This window comes from Anabaena sp. FACHB-83 (genome assembly GCF_014697485.1).
Taxonomy (GTDB): Bacteria; Cyanobacteriota; Cyanobacteriia; order Cyanobacteriales; family Nostocaceae; genus Nostoc_B.
The window spans coordinates 336995-360725 of sequence record NZ_JACJRY010000001.1; the positions used below are offsets into that span (position 1 = coordinate 336995).

Below are 23731 nucleotides of genomic sequence, written 5' to 3' on the forward strand. Positions count from 1 at the left end.
AGTAAGCTGTTACATCCCTAATTTACACGCAGTCATTACTGCTTGTTGATTCATGGTGGAAATGTGTTATCCCCTAGAGGATACAAGGGTGATGCGATCGCTCTATGATGCGGTAAGTACTGTCTAGACAAAAAGGAATTATGTCGCCAACCATCTCCATTAACGATAGTCAGCGATTACAACTCAAACCCCTGGAAATCCCTTCCAAGCTGCTATTAGGCCCTGGCCCTTCCAATGCCCATCCTACAGTTCTCCAGGCAATGAATACCTCACCTCTAGGGCATCTTGACCCAGATTTCTTAGGGCTGATGAATGAAATTCAATCTTTACTCCGCTATGTTTGGCAAACCGAAAATCCGCACACTATCGCCGTCAGTGGTACTGGTTCTGCTGCAATGGAAGCAACTATCGCCAATGCTGTAGAACCCGGTGATGTGGTATTAATTGGTGTGACTGGATATTTTGGAAATCGCTTAGTTGATATGGCGGGGCGATATGGTGCTGATGTCCGTACCATTACTAAACCTTGGGGGCAAGTTTTCTCTCTAGAAGAACTCCGCACAGCTATGGAAACCCATCGCCCGACAATTTTAGCTTTGGTTCACGCTGAAACTTCTACAGGTGCGCGTCAGCCTTTAGACGGTGTTGGTGAACTCTGTCGGGAATTCGGCACGCTGTTATTAATCGATACTGTCACTAGCCTCGGTGGTGTGCCAATATTTTTAGATGAATGGGGAGTTGATTTAGCTTATAGCTGTAGTCAAAAAGGCTTGGGTTGTCCGCCTGGGGCTTCACCATTTACCATGAGTCCTCGTGCTTGGGAAAAATTGCAGCGCCGCAGCACGAAGGTGGCAAACTGGTATTTAGATATGACTTTGCTGAGTAAGTATTGGGGTAGTGAACGTGTTTATCATCATACAGCCCCCATTAATTTGTATTATGCTCTGCGGGAAGCTTTGCGGTTAGTTGCCGAGGAAGGATTAGCTAACTGTTGGCAACGTCATCAAAAGAATGTGGAATATCTCTGGGACAGGCTAGAAGAAATCGGACTTAGCTGTCACGTTGAACGGGAATATCGTTTACCCACTTTGACTACAGTCTGCATTCCTGAAGGGGTGGACGGTAAAGTTATTGCCAGACAGCTACTAACAGAACATGGCATTGAAGTTGGTGGTGGACTGGGAGAACTGGCTGGTAAAGTTTGGCGTGTTGGATTAATGGGTTTTAATAGCCGGAAAGAAAATGTTGACCGCCTGATAGAAGCACTGGCAAAAGTCTTACATTAGAGGCTAGGGGCTAGGGAATAGGGAATCATTTTCCTTATTCCCAACTCCCGATTCTTCATTCCCCATCTTCATACATCATTTAATACAGGTGCGTTAATTAGGATGTAACGCACCGTCATAACAATGGTAATCGCACCCTTAATCCTTTATTTGTGAAATTAAATAACGACTCGACACTTTAAGCAACAACTTCTTCCCGTTGACAATCAAATACAACCATAAAAGAAGCATCAGGAATCATTTGACGTAGGCGCTGCATATAACCATCGGCATCAGAACGACTGCGAAAGCGAGCGACAATTTCTCTTTGGGCATCGGGCTGTAAACGGGCAATTGCCCAAGAATTTAGGCGTTCTTTGTAGGCGATCGCTTGATTTTCGTTCTGATTAGCTTTGTATTCAGTATTTTGTGGCATGATCTAAAAATATCCGTGTGTAATTTTCAGTGAAGGCGTTACTGACTTCTCTTGGCGGGGATGCACTAACGCCTTTTTTCAAGTTGCTGCCACCTTGTTATTCGATTATTTTTGGATTGTCAAGATTTCGCGGATTATTTTACAAGAACTTATCTTGTTAATTAAACTTGCGATCGCTCTCAAAGCCTTTATTAGCAACTAACAAAGGTCAAAACCAATCCAAAATTTTGAATATTAACAAGTGTGGCATCTCCACGAGAGTTACTTACTTCTACACGCACATTTAATACCAACCGGAAAAATTTCTTAACGTCTTAATATATACATTTATTCAATTCCGTATCCAAAATTACTTTCCCAAAGGCTGTTTATATCTGAAGAAATAATATTAATTTTTATCAAAAATTATTAAATTGATTGAGGGATATTTTTAGTTGCTGAGATAAAAATCATAAAAACTGCCTGATTTTAATTAGCTTGACCAACTGTTTAGTAATTCGTTAAAATTTCTGCGAATTAATACTTTTGTATACAGAAAATAAATGCCATTAGTAACATCGATAATTCAAAAAATTGCTCCCCAACTAGGAGCAGTAGTTGTAGTAGACCCAGAATATGCTTTTGTTGGGCATATTACATTTAAAAACGGTAATAAAGCTTGTTTTAGTCATAGTAAATTAAATATCAATGGTTTTGGGTCTGCCGAAATAGCTAAAGATAAAGCATATTCAAACTTTTTTTTGAAACACTTTGGTTATAAAGTTACGGAAGGGCAAACTTTTTTTAGCAAAAAAATCTGTGAAAAAATCAGCAGTGAGAGAAATATTGATGCTGGATTTGATTACGCTAAAGAATTAGGTTTTCCGGTAATTGTGAAGCCGATTAATCTCAGTCAAGGCAGATTTGTTACCAAAGTTTATAATAAAACTGAATACTATCAAGTTGCGAAAAAAATCCTCCGCATCACTCCCGGATTTATAGTGGAGAGATTTTATGCAGGTAATGATTATAGAATTGTTGTTGTAGATGATGAAGTCCTTGCAGTTTATCAAAGAATTCCTTTTTGTGTTGTTGGTGATGGCAAGTCTACTATTGCAGAATTAATCCAAAAAAAATCAGCAGAATTGACGGCAAATGGCCGCAAAAACAATGTTGATGCTGAAGATTTCCGCCTCAAGCGCAAATTAAAACGACAAAAGCTGAAGTTAGAGAGTGTCATCCCTGAAAATCAGGTGATTTATTTGTTAGATAATGCTAATTTATCAAGTGGTGGTCAGGGAGTCGATGTGACAGAACATATCCATCCTGACTTTAAAAAGTTAGCGATAAGTGCGACAAAAGATATGGGTTTAAGATTGTCAGGTTTAGATGTAATTACTGATGATATAACTCAGCCAATGAACAATTATGTAATTATTGAAATTAATGGTTCGCCTAGTTTAACTAATTTTGCTTCTCTTGGTGAGGTGCAAGTACAAAGAGTTGAGAATTTATATCTCAAAATTCTGAAAGCTTTGGAAAATGACCAAGTTTGTCTTGAGTCTAATTGAATTAAATTGGATACTAACTGTATGTTTCAGAACCCCGACTTCTTATAAGAAGTCGGGGTTCTGTTTGGTCAGTTGAGAAAATATTAGTTAACTGCAAATTTAGCAGTTTCTAAAGTCGCAACTAATTTCACCCCAAATTCTGCTTCAAATATGCCTTTTTTGTAGTCTAAACTCCACATTTCTAAAGAGCAATCATCATCAGGATTGGTGGGAAAAATTGAGAGATGAGCCTGCTGTAAATCAGGATAATAGCTGAATTTTACCTGAGAGATTGCGCCGATTTGTCGCCTATCTAACGCAACAGCTAATCGGAGAACTGCACTTAATTGACAGACTATTTGTCGATGATCTTTACTCAACAAGTTGCGGAAATTTTCGTGCTTTTTCTTGGGTGGTGATTTGCGATGATAACGGGCTAAGTTGGCAATAACTTCGATTTCGGTTTCGGTATAGCCTAATAATTCACCATTGCGAATTAGATAGTATGAGTGTTTGTGGTGAGATGAATGGCTGATATGATGACCGCAATTGTGTAAGATGGCTGCTGCCCATAAAAGTTGACGTTCCTCATTGCCCCAGTTGTGGAGAATGCCTTGGGTTTGGTCAAATAAACTCAGGGCAAAAACAGCCACGCGATCGCTATGTTCAATATTGATATGGTATTTGCTAACCTGTTTCAATACACTGCGCTGGCGAATGGAACTTTGGTAACGCAAGCGGTCTTCAATTAAACCGTGAGTCAGCATCCAATCGACAATTACGCCTTCACGCAACGCCCGCCCGCAAAGTGTGACCGCATCTACACCCAACAAGGTCATTGCTTCTTGCAGCACAACTGCACCAGCCAAAATCACTTCTGAACGCTTTTCTGGCATTCCTGGAATGGCTGTCCTTTCCACATTGGTCATTTTCGCCAAGCGATTCACCCAGCCGCGCAAATCTTGAAGACTCAATTGATAGCCATTCAGGGTGGAAGGTACTGTACCTAACTTTTCCCTAGCATCAATCATGGCTAGAGTTTCAATTGTGCCGGATGTTCCTACTAATTTGGGCGATTCACCAAATTGAATATTTGCTAAAACATCTTCTACAGAACGTTCTAGCATTCCTCTTGCATAAGCTTGCAGATATTGTAACTCGCTATTACTAATGGGGTCGGTGGTGATGAATTCCCCAGTTAGCCGGACTGCGCCAACTTTTGTACTAGTGAGTGTGCGGGGTTCTTGGCTGTCTCCCAAAATAATTTCTGTGGAACCACCACCAATATCAATAATGATGTGGGGTTGGTTGTTAAATTCCATCCCCGACAGCACGCCTAAATAGATGCGGCGTGCTTCTTCTTGACCAGAAATTAAGTCAACGCTTAAACCTAATTCGCTATTGATTCGGTGAAGAAAATCTTTGCCATTGGGGGCTTCCCGCACTGCGCTGGTGGCTACAGCAATGATGGTTTCGGCATTAAAAGTTTTTGCAACTGCTTGAAAGCGTCTTAAAGTGGCGATCGCCCGATCCATTACTTCTGGTTTTAACTCACCAGTAACTAAATTGCGATCGCCCAGTCTCACCGTCTCTTTTTCTCTGGTAAAAATACTAAAAGCTGGTAGGGTTGGGTCAATTTTTACCACTACCATGTGCAGAGAATTTGTTCCCAAATCAATGGCAGCAATAATCCGGTGTTGCTGAACTGGTTGAGTTTTGACACTCTCCCAGTTAGCAGAAACTAAATTTAGCATCTAGTTTTCTCTCTCTATTTAGGAAGGACGATAAAAGATGGGATTGCGGACTATTCAAGACTAGTGCTGAGTGCTGAGTAATAATACTTAGTCTCTTGTCTCTCGCTTTTAGTCTGTAGATTTACCCTGCCATTTAAAATTTAAGTGACGAAGCCCTATTTGAGCGGGTGTGAGGATGAAGAATTAACCTTTAGATATCAAGGATCTGCATCAATAAGTTGATACGCCTTACCCTACACCCTTATTCTCTTAACACCCCGATTTTTTGACGATGAATTATGTATCCATCGTTGCAAATTTAGGTTGTGTTTTTACAAATAACAAATAAAGTTATTCTATAGATGTAAAGAAGTATTAACTGAGCAAATTTTAGTAATTTCTGCTTAATTTCTATGTTGAGTACGCCAAAAAGCAACCAAGAACCTGTGTGGTCTGTGATTATCCGGCTTTTACGGTGGCATAAACCAGAAGGGCGGTTAATTTTGATGATTCCGGCTTTATGGGCTGTGGTTTTAGCGGCGGCTGGTCAACCGCCTTTGCCTTTAGTGGGAGTGATTGTTTTGGGTACTCTGGCCACAAGTGCGGCTGGGTGTGTGGTCAATGACTTGTGGGATAAAGATATTGATCCCGAAGTGGAAAGAACACGCGATCGCCCTTTGGCTTCTCGTGCTTTATCAATTAAAGTAGGCATTGCCGTGGCAATTATTGCCCTGGGATGTGCGGCGATGCTGGCGTTTTATTTGAATCCTCTGAGTTTTTGGCTTTCATTTGCTGCCGTCCCCGTAATTCTACTGTATCCAGGGGCAAAGCGCGTGTTTCCTGTGCCGCAGTTAGTACTATCTATTGCTTGGGGTTTTGCGGTGTTGATTAGTTGGAGTGCAGTCACGCAAAATCTTTCTCAACCAACTTGGTTACTTTGGGGCGCAACTATCCTCTGGACATTGGGATTTGATACTGTGTATGCCATGAGCGATCGCGCCGATGACCGACGCATAGGTATTAATTCTAGTGCTTTGTTTTTTGGTGATTATGCCCCAGATGCGATCGGTATTTTCTTTGCTGGCACAATCTTGTTATTAGGCTGGTTGGGGATTGAGATTCATCTACACCTCGCTTTTTGGATAACTCTCGCCTTGGCGAGTATTGGTTGGATTTGGCAATATTGGCGATTGAAACAACAAGATTTGCCAAATGCAGCTTATGGCGAAATGTTTCGGCAGAATGTGTGGATTGGCTTTATTTTACTGGCAGGGATGATTGTTGGCTGGCTTTAATTTTCAGATACCAGACTTCTTCAATAACAATGGGTATGGGGGTGTGAGGGTATGGGGGTGTAAGATTTTTCCCGGATTTCTCACCACACCTTTCAAAGCCTGTGCAGGGGAGCAGGGGAGCAGGGGAGAATGAAGGTACTCTCTCCCCTGCCCCTCCGCACCTCTGCCCCATCAAACGCCTGAAGCTTGTGAGAAATGCGGGTTTTGAACACCCATACCCCTACACCCGTTCATCCTTCCTCAAACCCTTTATTTGAAGAAGTCGGGGATCTCAGCCTCATTTGATTTACAAGAATTTTATGAAGTTGCCGTATTTTCCCTGATTACACAAAGATTTCATCAATATTATAAATATTAGCTCCGCAATCTTACGAATATAGTTTATTTGTTGGGTATATGCAGATAAAGTTTAGCAGCACCCAACGCAATGCAGCGATCGCACCTTGCTAAAGCGGCCATGATAGTTTTCCTTTCCCTTGGTAGTTTAGGGATTGTGGGCGGCAGTTTTTTAATCCGAAGGGCTTTCAGTAGTACTACTGAATCAAGCATTATTACTAATGCAGACCGTTACAGTGAAATCCGCAATCAACTTTGGGCAAGTCCCGCCGAAATTCAGCATTTTCCCCGCACAATTTCCGCCGATTCTCCAAATGTGCGAATTGCCTATTCTCCAGGGGTTGCCCAAGCTAGTACTTTTTTCCAAGTGCGAGAAAAACAATCTCCCGCCCAAATTCAACAATTATTAGCAAAATACCGAAAACTAGCCAAGCATCAATACTTAGGTGGCGATACAAATGTCCACTCTAACCTTCCTAATGGTGTTCCCACTACCTTTTTTTATACTGGTGATGCTGAGAGAGAATCTTTTCCGCCTTCTTATGAAATTTTAGTGTTGAATGCGAAGGATAAAGGTACTGCGGGATTTAGGTGGAATCACGGTGATAGTTACGGCGTAGCTATTGATAGTACAGCCTCAGAAATTGTTTATTGGGCTGAAAAATGGTAAGTAGTTGCACAACATCAGTTATCTTGTTAGACGACACAGACAGCAGAAACTATCTGAGGATAATGTTTATCTTGCGGATTCTGCTTTAGATGCGATCGCCACTATCCAAAAATATCTCATCTAGCCCTTAAAAGTTACAGCAGTAGTCGCGTTGATTCAGACATCGTAACTCTGTAACCTGTAAGCTCTCACCTATTCACGAAGACATAACCTTGAGATTGGAGAAATCAGCATATTCCCAACTCACAACTCGATTTCGTCCTAAAGCTTTGGCATTTAGCAAGCATTGGTCAGCGCGATGAAGCAAGCTATAACCTTTATCATCGTCATCTGCTTGCAGACTAGCAACGCCTAAGCTAATTGTAATGGGAATGGTTAATTCCTTACTAATAGCAAATGGTTGTTCTGCAACGATACGATTTAAGCGTTCAGCGACGATGACGGCTTCTTCGCCAGTGGTGTTAGTCAGCACAATTACAAATTCCTCCCCACCGTAACGGAATGGTGTATCTTTAGAGCGGAGGTTGTGCCGTAGGCGAGAGGCTAATAATTGTAAAAGGCGATCGCCCACTAAATGCCCGTAAGTATCGTTAACTTTTTTAAAATAGTCGATATCTAGAATAATCAAACTCAAAGGATTACTTTGAGTCCGGGCTTTTTTGACTTGTCGAGGTAAATCCCATTCCATCGCCCGACGATTACTAATTTCCGTGAGTGAATCTGCTAGTGCGATCGCAGATAATAAATCATTTGTCCGCATCAGTTCCCGGTATTTTTGAGCTTTCCGTAAACCAACACCCACTTGAGCTAGTATTACCTGATGATGGGTTGTTATACTGGCAGGATTTTTGCCAATTATCTCATCTGTGAGTTGCCAAATATAAGCATCTGCGCCTTGTCTAAGTGCAGTAGCGGTCATTTCCCATTCCCAACACAAATCCTGCTCACTTTTGGCAGCTAACTGATAGGAACGATCCTCGAAAAGAATACAATACAACCAAGATAGCTGGTTCTGGTTTTTTAACCAACTGCATAGTTCTATACTTTTATCCAAACTTGCCTGGATAAATATGACATCAGGTGGTTCATTTTCTAGTTGAGAAATTGCCTGATGAAAATCAGCTATCACTTCTAAAGTAAAAGCGGTTGTATCCAGTATCTGATCGGGAAGTTTGGCGACGAATTTCTCACTTCCAAAGACCAGAATTGAAATATTCATTTTTTTGTATCTGCCTTATTTCGAGCTAAAAAATCCTACTATTTTTTACAATAGAGAAACTATCCGTATTTTTATTATCGATATATTTCCCTATACTTGATAGTCATAACCTTAAATTAACTATGCCTGGATAATTTTAATATCATCTTAATACATGACCCTGAATAAAACTACTGAGGTTTACAGTTATGATAATTACTTTCCGTCTTTGACCTTTTTTTTTAAAACAGTGTAAATACGGAAATTATATTTGTTTTTAATATAATCACTGTAGTTTCCAGGTGTTAGTTATTTGCAAGTGCAAACACAATAAAATAGGAAATTTTATGTTTGGGATTGCTGGATTTTATTTATATAAATTAAATGCTTAAAAAAATATAAATTTTTGCTTTTATACGTAAAAACCGAGATGCTTCATAAATATGAGAAATGCTATGTGGGTTCATCAGGGCAAGGATTACCACCTCAATCAAGCTGAGTTGTTAGAGGATTTTAACTAGGCTTTTGAGATAGGTATTATTTAATGAATAAGTGAATCTACGAGAGTGAGAATTTTGATAGCAGACTACAAAGGAGTCAAGTAGAGGATTTAGTTATCAAATCTAGATGGGGAGCATATTTTGATATTGAATTATATAGGGGCTAAAGTTCATTAGCCCCTAAAAATCTTTAATTGTGCTGTAGGTTTAGCATCAACTAATCTAAAAATTTTGTAAACCCTTTATGAAGAAATCAATAACCTTCAATGTCGTAACCAGACGCAACAATCACCTGTTTGATTGACTCTTCCGAAGCGGCAGATTCTACGGTGACAGTTTTATCTTCTACATTCACATCTACCAGAGCATCAGGTTCCATTACATGGATAGATTCAGTAATTTTGTCAGCACATCCTGCACAAGAAATGTTGGAAACTTTTAGTTTTAGTGCCATTATTTGCCTCTTTTGAGAAAGTTTAATATTTCTTTTATAAATAAATTTTATTTCTGCATTGGGATCGCATACATCTAGCTAAGGAGGGGTAGTAAAATTACGTATATAGGCATAGGCGATCGCGGGCAAGATATCTCTCTCAGTAATAATTACTAGCAGTAACGGAAAACAGAATGCAAAAATAAGGCTAGAGGTTAGGGGTTAGAGTCTAGAGGTTAGAGGCTAGAATGATGTTTATAATTTCTATTTGCATTAGTGTCTAGCTGAAAAGTACTGATTTATTTATAAAATTACTAGTCTCTAGCCTCTAGTCCCCAGTCCCTAGCCCCAGTCCCTAATCATTCTTTTTTGTTTTCTATCCATGTCTTCTAATCCCCAGTACCGCAGTGGTAACGAAATTCGCACTTTATTTCTTGACTTCTACGCCCAACGGGAACACCAAATTCTGCCGAGTGCTTCCCTAGTACCAGAAGATCCCACCGTGCTGCTGACAATCGCGGGGATGTTACCATTTAAGCCGATATTCCTGGGACAGCGCACATCCGAATTTAAAAGAGCAACCACATCACAAAAGTGTATTCGTACCAACGATATCGAAAACGTCGGACGCACCAAACGCCATCACACGTTTTTTGAGATGTTGGGTAACTTCAGCTTTGGTGATTATTTTAAAGAACAAGCGATCGCCTGGGGTTGGGAAATTTCCACACAAGTTTTTGGCTTTTCTCCCCAAAACCTCGTCGTCAGCGTTTTTGAAGAAGATGACGAAGCATTTAATATCTGGCGTGACAAAATTGGTGTAACCGAAGCCAGAATTAAACGGATGGGTGCAGATGATAACTTTTGGGCTTCTGGCCCCACTGGCCCTTGCGGCCCTTGTTCGGAAATTTATTACGACTTCCACCCCGAACGCGGCGACGATAATATTGATTTAGAAGATGATACGCGGTTTATCGAGTTCTATAACTTGGTATTCATGCAATACAACCGGGATGCGTCCGGGAATTTAACACCACTGCAAAATAAGAATATCGATACTGGTATGGGTTTGGAGAGAATGGCGCAAATTCTCCAAAAAGTACCGAATAACTACGAAACAGATTTAATTTTCCCGATTATTAAAACCGCCGCCCAAATTGCTGGCATTGATTATCATACAAGCGATGAGAAAATCAAAGTCTCTCTAAAAGTAATTGGGGATCATGTACGCGCAGTAGTTCACATGATTGCTGATGAAATTCGCGCCTCGAATGTGGGACGGGGTTACGTGTTGCGGCGATTAATTCGGCGGGTAGTGCGTCACGGTCGATTACTTGGCATTTCTGGGAATTTTATCACCCAAATTGCGGAAACTGCGATCGCCCTGGCTGAATCTGCTTATCCCAATATCCGCCAACGGGAAGCAGCTATCAAAGCGGAACTAGAACGGGAAGAAACCAATTTCCTCAAAACCCTTGATAGAGGCGAAAAGCTTCTCGAAGATATTATCCAACAAGTCAAACAACAAGGGCAAACCCAAATTAGTGGTGAAAGTGCCTTCACCCTATATGATACCTACGGTTTCCCCTTGGAACTCACCCAAGAAATCGCGGAGGAAAACAACCTCACCGTTGATGAAGCCGGATTTAACACCGAAATGCAAAAGCAGGTGGAACGCGCGAAAGCCGCCCACGAAACCATTGATTTAACTGTACAAGGTTCCCTGGACAAACTTGCAGAACATATCCACGCCACGGAATTTTTAGGTTATACCCAAGCTGCGGCGACGGCGAAAGTGGAAGTATTGCTAGTTAATGGTGTCACCGAAGAAGCAGCCGAAGCCGGAACAGAGGTACAAATCCTCCTCAATCAAACCCCATTTTATGCGGAATCTGGGGGACAAATTGGCGATCGCGGTTATATTTCTGGCGATGGTATTGTGGTGCGCGTGGAAGATGTGAAGAAAGAATCTGATTTCTTCGTTCACTTCGGACGCATTGAACGCGGAACACTGCGGGTTGGCGATACAGTTACCGCCCAAATTGATGCTGCTTGTCGTCGTCGCGCCCAAGCAAACCACACCGCAACCCACTTATTGCAAGCGGCGTTAAAGAAAATTGTGGATGAAGGTATATCCCAAGCTGGTTCACTCGTTTCCTTTGACAGATTGCGCTTTGACTTCAACTGTCCCCGCGCTTTAACTGCTGAAGAAGTCCAGCAAGTTGAAGAACAGGTAAACACTTGGATTTCGGAAGCGCACTCTGCAAAAATCGAAATCTTACCCTTAGCCGAAGCCAAAGCTAGAGGTGCTGTTGCCATGTTTGGGGAAAAATACGGAGATGAAGTCCGCGTGATTGATTTCCCTAGTGTGTCTATGGAATTATGCGGAGGTACGCACGTAAGTAATACTGCGGAGATTGGCGTATTTAAGATTATCTCTGAGGCGGGTGTGGCTTCTGGAGTACGGCGGATTGAAGCGGTTTCTGGCCCAGCGATTTTAGATTACCTGAATGTGCGGGATAAAGTAGTCAAAGATTTAAGCGATCGCTTTAAAGTTAAACCCGAAGAACTACCAGACAGAATCACAACACTACAAACTGAACTGCGAAACGCTGAAAAGCAATTAGAAACGCTAAAAGGACAACTAGCGATCACCAAATCAGACAGCTTACTGGAAACAGCCCAAACAGTAGGCGACCATAAAATTATTGTTGCTCAACTCGAAGGCGTTGACCCCGAATCCTTGAAAACTGCGGCGGAACGCTTACTACAAAAAATCGGTAACGGTGCAGTGGTACTCGGTTCTGTTCCCGAAGCTGGTAAAGTCAGCATAGTTGCAGCCTTTAGCCCAGAGGTGAACAAGAAAGGTTTGCAAGCCGGAAAATTTGTCGGTGCGATCGCTAAAATCTGCGGCGGTGGCGGCGGTGGTAGACCAAACCTCGCCCAAGCCGGCGGCCGCGACGACAGTAAATTACCAGCAGCTTTGGAACAAGCGCAGAGCGAGTTAAAAGCTGGCTTGGGTTAATTAGTTATTTTGCCGGAAATTATCTAATTATGGTGGCTTATGTGAGATTGTAAACCACCATAATTTTATTTATGTAGTACTTAAGTACTAAAACGTCAGTTATACTTATTTAGTCTATTTTTTATAGCTTTACGATGAACTTATATGTGGATTTCAGAAATTAACTTACAAAACTTCCGATGTTTTGCTAATGCAAGTGTTCAATTATCTCAAGGTATTAATTTAATTATAGGCCCCAATAACTCTGGAAAATCTACGTTATTGAAATCTATATTATGGCTTCAGCAGGGATTTTATTTGCGAAAGCAGGATCTACGCTTGTCTAAGACAGATGGAATAGTAGAACTTAAGTTACAAGAAGTTGAGCAATTTTTTGCTGATATACTTCCCAGCGAAGCAACAATATACAGCCAAGTTTCACTATCAAGTAATGGCTCTATGAACATTCAATTACGAAGTGATGTGAGAGGTAATTTCAGTAGTATACAAAAGCAGGACACAATTAATTATAGTATTTCAAATCAAGCACCTCAAAACTTTATATATCCATATTTATCTAAAAGAAAAGTTGTTAATTTTTCTGAAGAAATTAATTTACAAACTGCGTTTTCCATAATGGATAATCTCTCAAATCTTTATGCCAAAATTGATGATATATCTAATCCTCAAAAACCAGCCAATAAACAGTATGTTGAATCGTGTCAAGATATATTAGGCTTCCAAATAGCAGCAATTCCATCACCTAATGGTAAACAAGCTGCTTATATAGTAAGTGATTATGAAAATATTCCATTGGATATGATGGGAGACGGTATTAGTAGTTTGCTGGGATTAATTGTAGATTTGTGTTTTGCAAAGAACAAATTATTTGTGATTGAAGAGCCGGAAAATGATATACATCCAAAAGCACTAAAAAGTCTTTTATCACTTATAGCTAAAAAATCTGAAAACAACCAATTTATTATAACGACTCATTCTAATATTGTTGCTAAATATTTGGGAGCAGAGCCTAAAACAAAACTATTTAAAGTCACAATGCAATTTCAAGATTATTTACCAACATCACAAGTAGAAGAAGTGGATAATACTCCAGAAGCTAGACGAAAAATTCTTGAAGAACTAGGATATGATTTCTGGGATTTTGATTTGTGGTCAGGTTGGTTAATACTTGAAGAATCCTCAGCAGAAAGAATTATCAGAGATTATCTCATACCTTGGTTCGTGCCTGATTTAAAAGGGAGACTACGTACATACTCAGCTAATTCACTCAGTGAAGTTGAAACTAAGTTTAGAGATTTTGATAATCTATTTGTCTTTTTACACCTACAACCAATTTATAAAAATTTAGCTTGGGTAATTGTAGATGCAGGAGATGAAGAAGCAAAAATTATTGAAAAATTAAAAAGCAAGTATACCCTTAGTGGTTGGAATGATACTAATTTTCTACAGTTCTCCGAACATGATTTTGAGCGATACTATCCAGCACAATTTCAAGCACAAGTAGATACAATACTACAAATGCCTGGTGGTAAAAATCGACAGAAATGTAAAAAAGCTCTTCTTTATGACGTAATAAAGTGGATGAATGAAAAACCAGAAGAAGCAAAAATTGAGTTCCAAAAATCTGCTCTAGAAGTAATTGAAATTCTGAAAACAATCCAATTCTCATTAACTACGTATTCATCACAGAAGTTAAATTAACTAAATTAATGTATAACTCAAATGCAAAAAATCACAGTTGATGAAATCAGACAAGATCCCTTAAAATATCTCAATCAAGTTAAGGCAGGTGAAAGTTTTATTATTATTCAAGCAGATAAAGAGATTGCTGAATTAAAACCAATTCAAAGTATTAACAAGCCGCTAAGACCGTTTGGTTTGTGTGCTGGAGAGTTTACTGTACCTGATAATTTTGATGCACCTCTGCCTGAAGATATATTAAACGCATTTGAGGGCGGATGAAAATTCTTCTAGATACTCATATTTTTTTATGGTTTATCAGTGGTGATAAACAGCTACCAACAGATGTTAGAAATGCTATTTGCAATCTAGATAATCAGATTTATCTCAGCGTTGTCTCAATATGGGAGTGTATTGTTAAATATCAATTGGGCAAGTTACCACTGCCAGAATCCCCTGAAATATATATTCCCAAACAACGCGATCGCCATCAAATTGCAAATTTGGACTTAGATGAAGGTAGCGTTACTCAACTGGCGAGTTTACCAGCATTGCATAAAGATCCCTTTGATAGAATGCTTATCTGTCAGGCTTTACAGTATGGCTTAACAATTGCAACAGTTGATTCAGCAATCCGCGCCTATAGTGTTAGTACTATTTGATAGTGTATTTTTACTATTCATCCACACAGCAGATAAAGCACTTAAATCTAACTCCTGACTTTCACCATCGGCTGTATTTTGAAACAACACAGCAAATGCACCAGCACCCAATCTACTCTGTGGAAAGATGCGGTAACAAGGAATATTTGTGAGGTGCGATTGATACACTTCTAAATGGTTAACCTTGACTGGTTGAAACTGGGGAAAGCGTGATAAAAACCATTCACAAACCTGTTCATTTTCTTCTGGAGAATAGGTGCAAGTCATATAAGCAAGATATCCTTGAGGCGCGACTATTTGAGCAGAGTTCGCAATAATTCTTTTTTGGCGATTGGCGCTTTTATTAATTGCTGTGGGGTGAAAACATCCAGGAGCTTTTTCACCTTTGGCTAGTAATGATTGTCCGGTACAAGGCGCATCAACAATTACTAAGTTACTAGATACGGGAATACTTTCAGCAAAAATACTTGAATCTCGATTCACTACAATTGCAGGGTGAATCTGGCAACGTTTTAAGTTAGAAATTAACATACCTAAACGTTTACCAATCACTTCGTTACTAATCAATAATTTTGGTTGCAAAGCTTTCCACGCAAACACGCTTTTACCACCGGGAGCCGCACACATATCAAAAACTGTAGGGATTGGCTGCGTAATTGCTAACAAAATTGAAGCTGAAAATACAGAAGAAAAATCTAAGCAATAGAAATATCCTTGATTATGTAGGGGATGTTGACCGGGTTTTTCTCCTAAAGCTAACCTGTCTATAAATTGTGGTTGCCAAGTTAAAGGTGTTTCTACTGCAAAGGGCGATGTTTCTGGTTTTGGCTGACACCAAAGAATAGACGGAGCAAAAGCGTGGGGATTAACTAAGGCTGCGATAAATTTTTCCTGTTCTTCTAGACTTTCAAATAAACGCCGTGCGACTTTGAGTAATAAGTTGGAAGGCTTTTCCATTATTTATGTGAATGATTATACGTATTTTTAATCCTAGTAAAACTGTTACACAAGAACAACGCTATTTCATGCCTTGGCTGCATACTGAAAATACAATAACCGCTATGCTGACCCATAAATCTTTATTGGTCGGGAGTTAGGCAAAAATCGCTCTTTAGCTTAATTTATCGTAGACGCAAAGTGGCTGGCTTTCCGAAGAAGACTGCGCTTCGGGTAAGAATGCTAATACATCACAGAATCTGCGTAAATCCTGATACTATCTGCCCTCTGCTGTCTTTGTGGGGTGAATAGAACATCCAAAATCTAGAGTTTGACCGTGAAACTACCTCGTTGCTTTGGAGATGGTCATGATATTGGATAATTTTCAGAGGAAGTTACGCCGAGAATCGCAATTATGGCGAGATGAAGGACTCATTAGTGCTTCGCAATACCAACAACTAGCAGACCGTTATCAATTTAATAATTTAGAAGCTGCGGCACGCGATCGCTCGATGATGACTGCGGTCATGACTGGTAGTATCCTACTAACATTGGGGATTATCACTTTTGTGGCGGCTAACTGGCTGGGATGGTCGCGGGATGTCAAATTCATCATCATGATGAGTTTGTTTATGGCTACTACCATCACTGGTTTTTACACTTGGCGACAAGCCGCCATTGGTATCCCGGAAGGCAAAAAACCAAAACGTAGTCAACGCCTCTTGGGTGAAGGGTTGCTGATTTTAGCAGCGATGGTGTTTGGTGCAACTATCGCCTTGATGGCTGATGTGTTCAATATTAACGGTTCAACGCCTGAACTGTTTTTCGCCTGGGGTTTTGGCGTTTTGGTGATGGCTTACAGTCTGTCGTTAAATTCCCTGGGAATTTTGGGAATTGTCCTTATCCAAATTGGGTATTGGACGGGTATTGGAGACTTGCGTTATTCGGCAAATGATTGGAATTGGGCAACACTGGTTATCAGACACATGCCTTTGCTGTCGTGGGTGTTGTTTGTCCCCTTAGCTTATTTTTGCCGTTCGCGGTGGATTTTTGCGATCGCTGCTTTTATTTTTGCCAGTTCTTTACAATTGAATCTCGACCCCTTACCACTGTCAAATCTCTCGGATGCTGCGCCTTGGGTCGCCTCTTTTGCGTTTACACTACCACCGGCATTATTCTGGAGCTATGATGACCTGCTATTCCCCACAATTAATTACAGACTATTTCAATCTTTAGCCCGTGATTTAGCGTTAATTGCTTTTGGTCTAGCTTTTTATATCCTGTCGTTTCGTTGGCTGTGGCAAACTTCCGGCTACAATTTCTCTTCGTCAACGAATAACATGAATATATTCATGAATCGCCCAATCATTGACTTGGGAATCCTCAGTGGCTTGGCGGTACTGCAATGGTTGTTTTTAGTCCGCCAGCGCAACAACCCCATTCGTCGGGAAGCAGTCTTCAATCTACCTTTGATTGTGACTTTTTTAGGCTTCACAGCTATTGTACCTTTCTGGCATCAAGCGATTAACCCTATCGATGATTTGGGGGTTTTTGCTTTTAATGTGTTGTTCACAGTTTTGGCTTGGGGACTAATTCGGGAAGGCTTGAAGTTTAACGACAGGCGATCGTTTTGGGGCGGTATGCTGTTGTTAACTCTGCAAGTAATTAGTCGTGTGCTGGAGTATGAGACAGAACTACTACTCAAGTCACTGGTGTTTGTCATGTGTGGTTCCGCGTTGATTAGTGCTGGACTGTGGTTTGAACGCCGTGTAGGTTCTAACTCTAAGTCTTCCGGTAATGCCAAATCTTCCTAACTTTCTTTCTGCGTGAACAAAAATTAACCGCAGATGAACGCAGAGAAAGTAGGTTGGGTGTAGCGATAGCGTAACCCAACAAAGTATGCGTGAATGTTGGGTTCCGTTCCTCCACCCAACCTACACCTAGCTTTTGCCTTTTTCCTTTTGCCTTGTTGTACTAACCCCTTGTTTCTCTGCGTAAGTCCTAATATTCTCTCTCCCTAATAGTAGGACTACGCCAATGAAAAATGAATCTTCGGAATCTACTAAAAAGTCAGAATCTAGTAAGTCAGAATCTACTAAGAATAAATCATGGTCGCCCGAAGCGGAATTTTCTGAGAAGCTGACGTTTCGTGATTATTTGTTAGCTACAGACCAAAAAGCTAATAAGCCTTTACCTGTAGGAAGGTTGGTGCTTCCTTTGGCTATTCAAGCTGCAATTATTTTCGCAGTGCCTTTTTTATCGATGTACACTACCCTCACAGGTAGAGAGGTAATTTTACAAACTGTACCTGTGAATTCTCGAAATGTCTTACAAGGTAATTCTTTAGAGCTAGACTACAATATCTCGCGGATTTCTACACTCAGAAGGCTATCAGGTTGGCAAGAATTACTGCGACGAAATCGCGGCCGGGATGGAGAATTACTAGAAGGAACTAACTTGTATGTCATTTTACAGGAACAGCCTTTCTTTAGTCAGGGTGTGCCGAGGGCTTGGCGACCAGTGCGGGTAACGACTAATCCACCTAGATCCTTACCTAGCAATCAAGCAGCCCTCAAAGGTGTGTATCAAGATGGTTATGTGCAGTATGGTGTGGAAAACTATAATGTGCAGGATGAAGAACGACAACAGCTAAATCGGGATGTTACCCAAGCTGTACGGCAAACCAGAGATGGACAATCACGTTCTATCGTTGTGAAAGTCAAAGTAGACCCACAGGGTAACGCTGTACCTGTGAGTCTTTGGGTACGCGATCGCAACTATCAATTTTAGTCTTCGTGCTTGATATTCCATGCTACACCGAAAGCTGCCCCAGCCCCGGCGATTAGACCTGTACTCATTCCTTGTATAGTTCTTTCAACGGGGTTTTGGGTCAAGCATTCACTCGTAACTTGACTAGCGCGTAAACAAAAATGACTCTCTGCCCAGCTGCTAGTACCACCTAAAATGACACCAGCAATACTACAGGAAGCTACAAGCAGCAGCAGACGTTTTGTTTTTCTATCCATAGATGGATGCTTGGAAGTTGAGAAAGTAAATAGTCCTCAACTACTTTACACATCCATGTTGTTATTGTCAGCTCCCCTTGATGATTCCATAGCTCAATTTTGGGCTAACCAATTGTTTAAATCAAGCAGGCTGGAAAAGTCTAACAAAGCTTCTCCTAAAGATTCCAGTTGAGTTAGGGATAAAACATCGATTTGCGATCGCACTTCCTGGGGCAATTCTCCCAGTTTACGGCTCAACAACCGCAAAACGAGCGATCGGGCTTCTCTGTTGGCTCCCTGTTCAATACCTTGTTCAATACCCTGTCTCATCCAACTGGTGACAATTTCCATCACATCCTCCTGCTGATTCACTTCCAGTCTACCAATCTCTTCCTGAAACACTTGCTCTTCTTGCTGGTTTAGTTGTAAATAGGTATCAACAAAGCCGGATATTAAGCGGGTGCGGGCGGGATCTAACTTTAGGGTAGCCAACAGTCGCAAACATTCGACTTTCACTTTTGGTCTGTCTGATGGTGCAATCCGCATTTTTGACATTAAGGCTGCGGCTACTGGATTGGGTTGATTGAGATAATCACGCCAGTTTAATCGATTCAATTGAATGGCTGTGAAGTTAAATTCTAATACCTTCAAGTCGGGAAACTCCACTGTATGACAATGGGGTTCTTCCCGATAGGGTTGATCAAAGGAAAACAGGACTATTGGATAGATGGGTTGCAAATATTTTTGATACAGCCGTGCAAAGTAGAAAAACATACGACGAGTGAATTCTCGCTCGCTGTAAGCTTGGCTTTCGATATGTACCAAAAAGCCCACTTCTTTTCCAGCTTGCTTGACTTCAACCAGCAAGTCAATGATTTTATCTTCGCCTGCGGTGAGGTCAGCAAAATATTCTTGGGGTAGAAAACGGATGGAGTTTGGATCAATTGTGCTGGCAAGTTGTGGTAGAAATAACTCTAGGAATTCGATGAAAAAAGTCGAAAGTAGTTCTTTGAACAGGCGATCATGTTCCGGCATTGTAATATTATGTCCAGGCGCGATCGTATTGTACAGGCCAGAGTTTTTCGTAGCCTAGTTTTTTGGCTGCTAGATGTGGCCAGTAAGGATTGCGGAGTAATTCGCGCCCCAATAAAACTAAGTCTGCTACTTCGGTGCGAATAATTTGGTCGGCTTGTTCGGGAGAGGTAATCAAGCCGACTGCGCCTGTCGGGATTTTGGCTTCCTGGCGGATGCGTTCAGCAAATTGAGTTTGATAACCAGGTTTGACGGGAATATTGATGCCAGGGATAATTCCCCCAGAGGAACAGTCTATTAAATCTACGCCCAAAGATTTGAGTTTATCGCTTAAGGTAACGCTTTGTTCTATGTTCCATCCTTTATCTATCCAATCGGTGGCGGAGATTCGCACCAATAAAGGATAGGTTTCTGGTAAGATTTGGCGCACAGATGTGACTACTTCTAATAATAAGCGTGTGCGATTTTCAAAACTACCGCCATATTCATCTTGACGCTGATTTGCTAAGGGTGAGAGAAATTGATGGAGTAGGTAGCCGTGGGCTGCGTGAATTTCGATGACTTTGAAGCCAGCTTGTAGGGAACGTTGAGTTGCGGCGACAAAGGCTTGAATAATTTGTTGAATCCCCTCAATACTCAAGGCTTCGGGAACTGGACTATCTTTACTAAAGGCGATCGCACTACTGGAAACTACAGGCCGCCAACCTTCTTGGGATTCATCTAAGGCTTTACCGCCGCGACTGGGTTTGGCTGTGCTGGCTTTTCTCCCTGCATGGGCGAGTTGAATTCCTGCTATGGAACCAAAGTTATGAATTAATTCGACAACTTTGGCTAAACCTTCTATGTGTTCATCTGACCATATACCCAAGTCTTGTGGACTAATTCGCCCACGGGGTTCGATTGCTGCTGCTTCTGTGAATACTAAACCTGCACCACCAACGGCGCGAGAGGCTAAATGTACTAAGTGCCAATCATTTGCAAACCCATCTGTACTAGAGTATTGACACATGGGTGAAACGACAATACGGTTACGAAAGGTGATTTCCCGAATCTTAAAGGCCTCAAACAAATGTGCCATTGGAATGATTTCCTTTACTTGCTAAGGTAGAAAAACTGCTGCTGTCAATTCCAAAAAGTTCAGTCTCTAGATAATGCCCGAAAGCACCAAGGCGGCTATAATTCTTGTGTAAGTTTCACCAAAAATATTGTAAATTTATATAAATGAAATATTGATAATTTATCATAATAGACATTGAAAATTTACTCACATTCTTGATTTTGAACTGCCTACTCGATAAAACTAAACTCTCTAAATTTTGGGTGAGCGATCGCCCCCAAGCACTCACTAACAAAATATGCTTATTGCTCATGAGCATTCATTCAATAATATAGCTAAATTGTGGCTGAACTTAGCAGCTAATTGCCTAAGAAAGTCTATATTATTAATGAATAGTCAATGAATTTACAAATGGTTCACTACCAAAAGCTACTGAGAGTTTCTACTACTGGCAAATCTTTTCACAATATTACCACCAAAATCGAATCTATAGTTGCTGAGTCGGGCGTGGAAACTGGACTCTGCACTTTATTTTTACGCCACACTTCCGCTAGTTTAGTCATCCAAGAAAACGCTGATCCTGATGTGTTGGTAGATTTAGCTAACTTTATGTCCAAGCTAGTCCCAGAATCGGGGGGATACATTCACGATGCGGAAGGGACTGATGATATGCCAGCACATATCCGTTCTGCGTTGACTCACACTTCGGAACATATACCTATTAATCGCGGTCATTTAGTATTAGGGACTTGGCAGGGAATTTATGTTTGGGAACACCGTCATCGCAGCCATACCCGCGAGTTAGTTGTACACATTTCTGGCTAATTAAAGTATTGCTGATGAGTGTTTATTCCTATTTTTAAACTGGGTTGAGAGTCGCAACACATATAGCCATCTTATTTGATTGATAAACTACTCACGACAGCAGAGAGTAGATGTGTTTTTTTCAAAAAACATCTTAAAATAGTCCGCTAAAACGCGGCTTTTTTTGTATCAAAACAAATGTTAATATTTGTTTATATTTGATTAATAATTTTAGGCATTTTGATACAGAAGCTCATAAAATTAAATGTACCACTTGCTGAGGCTAGTTAAATCTGTATGAAGCAAGACTTACCTTTTACTTATGACTTTCAAATTATTGATGAATTTCTGCGGCAAAATTCGGTTAATCTTTTATCACTCAATCCCCAAAAACAGCTTATTACTTGCTTTACGGAATTAGAAAGTTTAATTGAGGAAGAAACTACAGACATTAGACTGATATCGAATTTGCAAAGTACATTGGAATGTATTTTAGAAGCTCAATTAGAAAACTTTCCCGGCAATATTTTTTGGGACTGCGATTTTATGGTCAGTAGTATTTTGCGGCAAGCTTTAGCAGTGGCAGATGAGGCTATTGGTTTTTTAAAGATGTTTACTGACAAAATGGTTGCCCTTAGCAAGTTATTTGGGATTCATCAAGAAATTCGCTTTTGTTATGTTCACGATTTTATGTATGGTTTTGACTGGGCAAGATGGGTACAAAAAGACCCACAAAATCGCGCCCATATAGAACCTTTTAGTTTGTTTTTTTTAGATTATTTGCTGACTAAAGGTCAAGAATTAATTCATCGGATTAATCACGATCAACCGACATATTATCAGTTGTGTGCTACTGGTTTTCGGAATCCTTTTCCGTTTTCCCGCGAACCAGAAGATGAATATCGATTGTTAACTTATCTTGCGAGTGAAGGACTTATCCCTGTCACAGCTTGGAATTGGCATAGTCAGCCTGTCTGGAATCAGCCTTTTCAGGAAATACGTCAGCAGTTAGCATTACAGTTGAATATTCAACCACAAAGGCGATGAAGAAGGCAGTGGTTCGGCTACTTCGACTGCGCTCAGTACAAGTACGCTCACCAACCGGAGGCAGGAGGTAAAATATTTTCTGTTTTTTAAATCTAAAATATCTATTTACTGAATTATGAAAATTGTTGATTTAATTAGTTGGTTTGAAGAATGGGCGAATCCGGCTTGGTGTGAAAGTTGGGATAATTGTGGTTGGCAAGTTGAGCCTGGGGTTTTGCAAGAGTCGGCGCGGGTGTTGGTGTGTTTAACTCCGACTTTGGCAGTGATGGAGGAAGCGATCGCCCATCGTGCTAATCTGATTTTTGCCCATCATCCGTTAATTTTCACCCCTCCCAAATCTTTTCGCCGTGGTGAGGCAATATCGGAAATGGTACGATTAGCTTTCATTCACAATATTGGGATATATACTGCCCATACGAATTTTGACCAAGTACCAGACGGAACGGCCGATGTCTTGGCTCAAATTTTAGAACTTCAGCAAGTCTCGCCTATAGTACCGGCTGTCTCTGGTTTTGGTTATGGAAGAGTTGGTGAACTGGAAAAATCACTCACATTCCAAGAGTTACTCGCCATTATTCAACAGCGTCTTTCTCCCCCTGATTTAATTTTTTCCCCCACGGCTGATTTACAACAAAAAATTTCACGGGTGGCTGTTTTGGGTGGTTCCGGCGCGAGTTTCATTTCGGCGGTGGTAAAAACTGGGGCGCAGGTTTATTTAACTTCTGACTGCAAATTTCATCAGTTTCAAGAAAGCCGCGATCGCGGTTTAATCTTAGTTGATGCAGGTCATTACGCCACAGAACGTCCAGCTTGCGATCGCTTGTCACAAAAATTTATCTCTTTAAACCTTGACTGGGTGCAGTTAAGTCAACAAGATGAGGATTTCCGAGAGTTTTTTACTAGAGCATCAATTTAGCAGACATCTGGGACTAAGGGCGGTAAACCGATACTATAGAAAACTCCCACATTAGCAGCTACAATAAATCTTTTGGAACTTATGGGATGATACCAACAAGTGTATAAAACTTTCCTGATCCCAGGGAAAGTTATCCACAGGGGTGTTGTCTTCAATAACAATGTGGCTGATG

Annotated in this window: 21 protein-coding genes; 13 read left to right on the forward strand and 8 right to left on the reverse strand. The window is 40.8% G+C overall.

The window, feature by feature from the left end:
- Positions 1-140 precede the first annotated feature (140 nt).
- A complete protein-coding gene (locus tag H6G79_RS01370) occupies positions 141-1286 on the forward strand; it encodes an alanine--glyoxylate aminotransferase family protein (RefSeq protein WP_190588044.1) in 1146 nt (381 codons plus the stop codon).
- A 178-nt stretch (positions 1287-1464) separates the two neighbouring features.
- On the opposite strand, the gene H6G79_RS01375 is transcribed toward H6G79_RS01370, so the two are convergent.
- On the reverse strand, positions 1465-1701 hold the full coding sequence (locus H6G79_RS01375; RefSeq protein WP_190588045.1) for a hypothetical protein: 237 nt from the start codon (positions 1699-1701) through the stop codon (positions 1465-1467).
- Positions 1702-2243: 542 nt separating this feature from the next.
- On the opposite strand from H6G79_RS01375, the gene H6G79_RS01380 reads away from it, so the two are divergent.
- Complete coding sequence (locus tag H6G79_RS01380; protein ID WP_190588046.1) at positions 2244-3251, forward strand: cyanophycin synthetase; 1008 nt, start codon at positions 2244-2246, stop codon at positions 3249-3251.
- Between the two features lie 83 nt (positions 3252-3334).
- On the opposite strand, the gene H6G79_RS01385 is transcribed toward H6G79_RS01380, so the two are convergent.
- Entirely contained in the window at positions 3335-4984 is a 1650-nt protein-coding gene (locus H6G79_RS01385; protein ID WP_190588047.1) for a Ppx/GppA phosphatase family protein, read from the reverse strand.
- A 392-nt stretch (positions 4985-5376) separates the two neighbouring features.
- Here H6G79_RS01385 and H6G79_RS01390 point away from each other — a divergent pair, with 392 nt between their 5' ends.
- Both H6G79_RS01390 and H6G79_RS01395 read left to right on the forward strand, forming a co-directional pair.
- Positions 5377-6258 carry a 4-hydroxybenzoate solanesyltransferase gene (locus tag H6G79_RS01390; RefSeq protein ID WP_190588048.1) on the forward strand — a complete coding sequence of 294 codons (882 nt, stop codon included), beginning with the start codon at positions 5377-5379 and terminating at the stop codon, positions 6256-6258.
- 427 nt (positions 6259-6685) lie between these two features.
- Complete coding sequence (locus H6G79_RS01395) at positions 6686-7264, forward strand: hypothetical protein (protein WP_190588049.1); 579 nt, start codon at positions 6686-6688, stop codon at positions 7262-7264.
- A gap of 196 nt (positions 7265-7460) precedes the next feature.
- Here the strand turns inward: H6G79_RS01395 and H6G79_RS01400 are convergent, their stop codons facing one another.
- Together H6G79_RS01400 and H6G79_RS01405 are read right to left on the reverse strand one after the other, a co-directional pair.
- Positions 7461-8483 carry a diguanylate cyclase gene (locus H6G79_RS01400; protein WP_190588050.1) on the reverse strand — a complete coding sequence of 341 codons (1023 nt, stop codon included), beginning with the start codon at positions 8481-8483 and terminating at the stop codon, positions 7461-7463.
- Between the two features lie 732 nt (positions 8484-9215).
- A complete protein-coding gene (locus tag H6G79_RS01405; RefSeq protein ID WP_190588051.1) occupies positions 9216-9416 on the reverse strand; it encodes a heavy-metal-associated domain-containing protein in 201 nt (66 codons plus the stop codon).
- Between the two features lie 361 nt (positions 9417-9777).
- On the opposite strand from H6G79_RS01405, the gene alaS reads away from it, so the two are divergent.
- The 4 genes from alaS to H6G79_RS01425 all read left to right on the forward strand — a co-directional run bounded on the left by alaS (position 9778) and on the right by H6G79_RS01425 (position 14762).
- The gene (gene alaS, locus H6G79_RS01410) at positions 9778-12420 is read left to right on the forward strand and encodes an alanine--tRNA ligase (protein WP_190588052.1); all 2643 of its coding nucleotides are present in this window, start codon (positions 9778-9780) and stop codon (positions 12418-12420) included.
- Between the two features lie 144 nt (positions 12421-12564).
- Positions 12565-14121 (forward strand): ATP-dependent endonuclease, encoded by a 1557-nt coding sequence (locus H6G79_RS01415; protein ID WP_190588053.1) that lies wholly within the window; start codon positions 12565-12567, stop codon positions 14119-14121.
- A gap of 21 nt (positions 14122-14142) precedes the next feature.
- Positions 14143-14382, forward strand: coding sequence for a type II toxin-antitoxin system Phd/YefM family antitoxin (locus tag H6G79_RS01420; protein ID WP_190588054.1), 240 nt, complete (start codon positions 14143-14145; stop codon positions 14380-14382).
- On the forward strand, positions 14379-14762 hold the full coding sequence (locus H6G79_RS01425; RefSeq protein ID WP_190588055.1) for a type II toxin-antitoxin system VapC family toxin: 384 nt from the start codon (positions 14379-14381) through the stop codon (positions 14760-14762). The genes H6G79_RS01420 and H6G79_RS01425 overlap by 4 nt, the downstream gene beginning before the upstream one ends.
- On the opposite strand, the gene H6G79_RS01430 is transcribed toward H6G79_RS01425, so the two are convergent.
- Positions 14727-15719: an RsmB/NOP family class I SAM-dependent RNA methyltransferase gene (locus H6G79_RS01430; RefSeq protein WP_190588056.1), complete on the reverse strand. Its 993-nt coding sequence runs from the start codon at positions 15717-15719 to the stop codon at positions 14727-14729. The genes H6G79_RS01425 and H6G79_RS01430 overlap by 36 nt on opposite strands.
- A gap of 347 nt (positions 15720-16066) precedes the next feature.
- Between H6G79_RS01430 and H6G79_RS01435 the strand changes: the two genes are divergently transcribed.
- On the forward strand, positions 16067-17512 hold the full coding sequence (locus H6G79_RS01435; RefSeq protein WP_190588057.1) for a DUF2157 domain-containing protein: 1446 nt from the start codon (positions 16067-16069) through the stop codon (positions 17510-17512).
- 223 nt (positions 17513-17735) lie between these two features.
- Positions 17736-18488 carry a GDYXXLXY domain-containing protein gene (locus H6G79_RS01440; RefSeq protein ID WP_190588058.1) on the forward strand — a complete coding sequence of 251 codons (753 nt, stop codon included), beginning with the start codon at positions 17736-17738 and terminating at the stop codon, positions 18486-18488.
- Here the strand turns inward: H6G79_RS01440 and H6G79_RS01445 are convergent.
- From H6G79_RS01445 to namA, 3 genes are all read right to left on the reverse strand, one after another.
- Positions 18485-18724 carry a hypothetical protein gene (locus H6G79_RS01445; RefSeq protein WP_190588059.1) on the reverse strand — a complete coding sequence of 80 codons (240 nt, stop codon included), beginning with the start codon at positions 18722-18724 and terminating at the stop codon, positions 18485-18487. The genes H6G79_RS01440 and H6G79_RS01445 overlap by 4 nt on opposite strands.
- 93 nt (positions 18725-18817) lie before the next feature.
- Entirely contained in the window at positions 18818-19738 is a 921-nt protein-coding gene (locus H6G79_RS01450; protein ID WP_190588060.1) for a DUF4351 domain-containing protein, read from the reverse strand.
- Between the two features lie 7 nt (positions 19739-19745).
- The gene (namA, locus tag H6G79_RS01455; protein ID WP_190588061.1) at positions 19746-20813 is read right to left on the reverse strand and encodes an NADPH dehydrogenase NamA; all 1068 of its coding nucleotides are present in this window, start codon (positions 20811-20813) and stop codon (positions 19746-19748) included.
- A 390-nt stretch (positions 20814-21203) separates the two neighbouring features.
- On the opposite strand from namA, the gene H6G79_RS01460 reads away from it, so the two are divergent.
- From H6G79_RS01460 to H6G79_RS01470, 3 genes are all read left to right on the forward strand, one after another.
- Positions 21204-21617 (forward strand): secondary thiamine-phosphate synthase enzyme YjbQ, encoded by a 414-nt coding sequence (locus H6G79_RS01460; RefSeq protein WP_190588318.1) that lies wholly within the window; start codon positions 21204-21206, stop codon positions 21615-21617.
- Positions 21618-21893: 276 nt separating this feature from the next.
- The gene (locus H6G79_RS01465) at positions 21894-22643 is read left to right on the forward strand and encodes a hypothetical protein (protein ID WP_190588062.1); all 750 of its coding nucleotides are present in this window, start codon (positions 21894-21896) and stop codon (positions 22641-22643) included.
- Between the two features lie 115 nt (positions 22644-22758).
- The gene (locus tag H6G79_RS01470; RefSeq protein WP_190588063.1) at positions 22759-23559 is read left to right on the forward strand and encodes a Nif3-like dinuclear metal center hexameric protein; all 801 of its coding nucleotides are present in this window, start codon (positions 22759-22761) and stop codon (positions 23557-23559) included.
- The last annotated feature ends 172 nt before the right edge of the window (positions 23560-23731 follow it).